The sequence below is a fragment of the Ideonella azotifigens genome (assembly GCF_006519715.1).
GTDB lineage: Bacteria > Pseudomonadota > Gammaproteobacteria > Burkholderiales > Burkholderiaceae_C > Ideonella > Ideonella azotifigens.
This window is the reverse complement of record NZ_VIDT01000555.1, coordinates 1-3,692: the sequence shown is the minus strand read 5'-3', so window position 1 is coordinate 3,692 and position 3,692 is coordinate 1. Positions and strand designations below refer to the sequence as shown.

The window sequence follows — 3,692 nt, the reverse complement described above, 5'->3', positions numbered from 1 at the left end:
TTGCTGGTTGCAGCGCTGCTGCTGCCGGTGTTCGGCTGGCTGGCGCCGAAGGACTTCACCCAGCCCGCCGGCGAGTTGACGGTCAGCCTGCTGCAGCCCAACGTGCCGCAGGACATCAAGTTCGACCCCGAGCGCTTTGGCGAGAACATGGCCTCGCTGCAGGCGCAGTTGCTGAGCGCGACCGGCCAACTGGTTGTCACACCCGAATCCGTGCTGCCGGTGCCGCGGGCCGACCTGGACCCGGCCTACTGGGCCTCGCTGGTCCAGCCGTTTTCGCAGGGCGAGCGCGCCGCCCTGATCGGCACCTTCCTGGGTGACGCGCAGCAAGGCTATGTCAACTCAATGGCCGGTGTCTCGGCCCGGCAACTCGCCAGCGGTTCCTTCTACGGCTATGGCAAGCGACACCTGCTGCCGTTTGGCGAATTCATCCCACCGGGCTTCGGCTGGTTCGTCGAGCTGATGCAGATCCCCCTGGGCGACCAGGCGCACGGCACCAACGAGGCGGTGTTCGAGGTCGGCGGCCAGCGCGTGCGGCCGCTGATCTGCTACGAAGACCTGTTCGGCGAGGACTTTGCCGGCAGCGCCGTTGGTCCGCAGTCGGCCACGATGTTCGTCAACGCCAGCAACCTGGCCTGGTTCGGCAAGCACATGATGCAGGAGCAGCACCTGCAGTTCTCGCAGCTGCGGGCGATGGAATTCCAGCGCCCGCTGGTGCGCGCGACCAACACCGGCATGACGGCGGCCATCGACCACCACGGCGTCGTCACCCAGGCGCTGCCCGGCTGGACCACCGGCGTGCTGGACGTGACGGTGCAGGGCCGCCAGGGCGACACGCCGTATGCGCGCTGGCTCAGCCGCTGCGGGCTGTGGCCGCTGTGGGCACTGGTGGCGCTTGTGCTGCTGGCGGCTCGCGTGATGCCGCGGCGGGAGGGCACATCCCCCACTCGCGCCTCTGCAGCCGACACTTAGAATCGATTCTCCTGATGCCGTCCTGCGGCTCCTAGGCTTGGTCATGCGCTGCGGCGCGCGTGGCCGCCGCTTCCTGTGCCCACCATGCTCAGCTTCCAGCAACTCATTCTTCGCCTCCAGGACTACTGGGGCCAGCAAGGCTGTGCCTTGCTGCAGCCCTATGACATGGAGGTTGGCGCCGGCACCAGCCACACCGCCACCTTCCTGCGCGCGCTCGGCCCCGAGCCGTGGAAGGCCGCCTATGTGCAGCCCAGCCGCCGCCCCAAGGACGGCCGCTATGGCAACAACCCGAACCGGCTGCAGCACTACTACCAGTTCCAGGTCGTGCTCAAGCCCGCACCGGCCAACATCCTGGAGCTCTACCTCGGCTCGCTCGAAGCGCTGGGCTTCGACCTGAAGAAAAACGACGTGCGCTTCGTCGAGGACGATTGGGAGAACCCGACGCTGGGCGCCTGGGGACTGGGCTGGGAGGTCTGGCTCAACGGCATGGAAGTCACCCAGTTCACCTACTTCCAGCAGGTCGGCGGCATCGACTGCAAACCCATCACCGGCGAGATCACCTACGGGCTGGAGCGGCTGGCGATGTATCTGCAGGGCGTCGAGAACGTCTATGACCTGGTGTACACGGACGGCCTGAAATACGGCGACGTGTTCCTGCAGAACGAGATCGAGCAGTCGACCTACAACTTCGAGCACAGCAACGTCGAGTTCCTGCTGACCGCCTTTGGCGCGCACGAGGGCAATGCCCAGCAGCTGATCGGCGCGAAGCTGGCGCTGCCGGCCTACGAGCAGGTGCTGAAGGCGGCGCACACCTTCAACCTGCTGGACGCGCGTGGCGCCATCAGCGTGACCGAGCGCGCCGCCTACATCGGCCGCATTCGCAACCTGGCGCGCGCCGTGGCCGCGGGTTACCTCGACAGCCGCGCCCGCCTGGGCTTCCCGATGGCGCCCAAGGCCTGGGCCGAAGAGGTGCAGGCCCAGCTGGTGGCCAAGGCCGAAGCGGAAGCCAGGAAAAACGATTCGAAGAAGGCGGCTTGAGCACCATGACCACCCAGAACCTGCTCGTCGAACTCTTCGTCGAGGAACTGCCGCCCAAGGCGCTGAAGAAACTCGGCCAATCCTTTGCCGGCACGCTGGCCGACAGCCTGAAGGCGCAAGGCCTGGCCACGGCCACCAGCGTGGCCACCGCCTATGCCTCGCCGCGCCGGCTGGCGCTGCACCTGACGGAAGTCGCTGCCAAGGCGGCCGACAAGCCGGTGCAGCACAAGCTGATGCCGGTCGCCGTCGCGCTGACGGCGACGGGCGAAGCCACGCCCGCGCTGCTGAAGAAGCTGCAGGCGCTGGGCCTGGGCGCCGAGGTGCTGCCCCAGTTGCAGCGCCGGGTGGACGGCAAGGCCGAAACCCTGTTCCTGGACATGCAGGCCGAAGGCGTGGCGCTGGAGCCCGGCCTTCAGAAGGCACTGGACGAAGCGCTGGCCAGGCTGCCCATCCCCAAGGTCATGACCTACCAGCTGGCCGACGGCTGGAGCGACGTCAAGTTCGTGCGCCCGGCCCACGGCCTGGTCGCGCTGCATGGCGAACAGGTGCTGAAGCTCGCGGCGCTGGGCCTCACGGCCGGCCGCGAGACGCAAGGCCACCGCTTCGAGGCTGCCGTCAGCCCGGTGGTGCTCAACAGCGCCGACAGCTACGCCACGCAGCTGCGCGAGCAGGGTGCAGTGATCGCCAGCTTCGACGAGCGGCGCGACGAGATCCGCCGCCAGCTGGATGCCGCCGCCGCCAAGCTCGGCCTGAAGCCCATCGAGGACGACGCGCTGCTGGACGAAGTGACGGCGCTGGTCGAGCGGCCGAACGTGCTGACCTGCCAGTTCGAGGCCGAGTACCTGGCCGTGCCGCAGGAATGCCTGATCCTGACGATGAAGGCCAACCAGAAGTACTTCCCACTGCTCGACGGCCACGGCAAGCTGACCAACCGCTTCCTGCTGGTCAGCAACATCAGCCCCGAAGACGCCAGCGCGGTGATCGGTGGCAACGAGCGCGTGGTGCGCCCGCGCCTGGCCGACGCCAAGTTCTTCTTCGACCAGGACCGCAAGAAGACGCTGGCCTCGCGCGTGCCGGGCCTGGCCAAGGTCGTCTACCACGGCAAGCTCGGCACCCAGGGCGAGCGCAGCGAGCGCGTGGCCCGCATTGCGCACGAGATCGTGCAGCAGCTGCGCATGGCCGTGTACCCGTACACCGTGCTGGCCAAGGACGAGCTGGACATGCTCGAACACAAGGCCCACGAAGCTGCGCTGCTGGCCAAGACCGATCTTCTGACCGACATGGTCGGCGAGTTCCCCGAGCTGCAAGGCATCATGGGCGGCTACTACGCCCGGGCCGAGGGCCTGCGCGACGGCGTGGCCATCGCCATCGAGGACCACTACAAGCCGCGTTTTGCCGGCGACGCGCTGCCGCGCAACCACACCGGCACGGTGCTGGCGCTGGCCGACAAGCTGGAGACGCTGATCGGCCTGTTCGGCATCGGCCAGCTGCCCACCGGCGACAAGGACCCGTTTGCACTGCGCCGCCATGCGCTGGGCGTGATCCGGCTGCTGATCGAGAAGAACCTGTCGCTGGAACTGCCGGCACTGGTCAAGGCCGCGGTGCCGGTCTTCGGCGAGCTGATCCAGGACCCGAGCGCCGCTTTAGGCACCTTCCTGGCCGACCGCCTGGCCGTGGGCCTGCGC

General features: G+C 67.9%; 3 protein-coding genes. All 3 read left to right on the top strand.

The window, feature by feature from the left end; translation table 11 throughout:
* Window positions 1–969, top strand: a 969-nt coding sequence (gene lnt, locus FKP22_RS23925; RefSeq protein ID WP_170201049.1) for an apolipoprotein N-acyltransferase, incomplete at its 5' end; no start/stop codon positions are given.
* A gap of 84 nt (window positions 970–1,053) precedes the next feature.
* A complete protein-coding gene (glyQ, locus tag FKP22_RS23920) occupies window positions 1,054–2,007 on the top strand; it encodes a glycine--tRNA ligase subunit alpha (RefSeq protein WP_141290170.1) in 954 nt (317 codons plus the stop codon).
* A 5-nt stretch (window positions 2,008–2,012) separates the two neighbouring features.
* The coding region (gene glyS, locus FKP22_RS23915; RefSeq protein WP_141290172.1) for a glycine--tRNA ligase subunit beta at window positions 2,013–3,692 on the top strand (1,680 nt) is incomplete at its 3' end.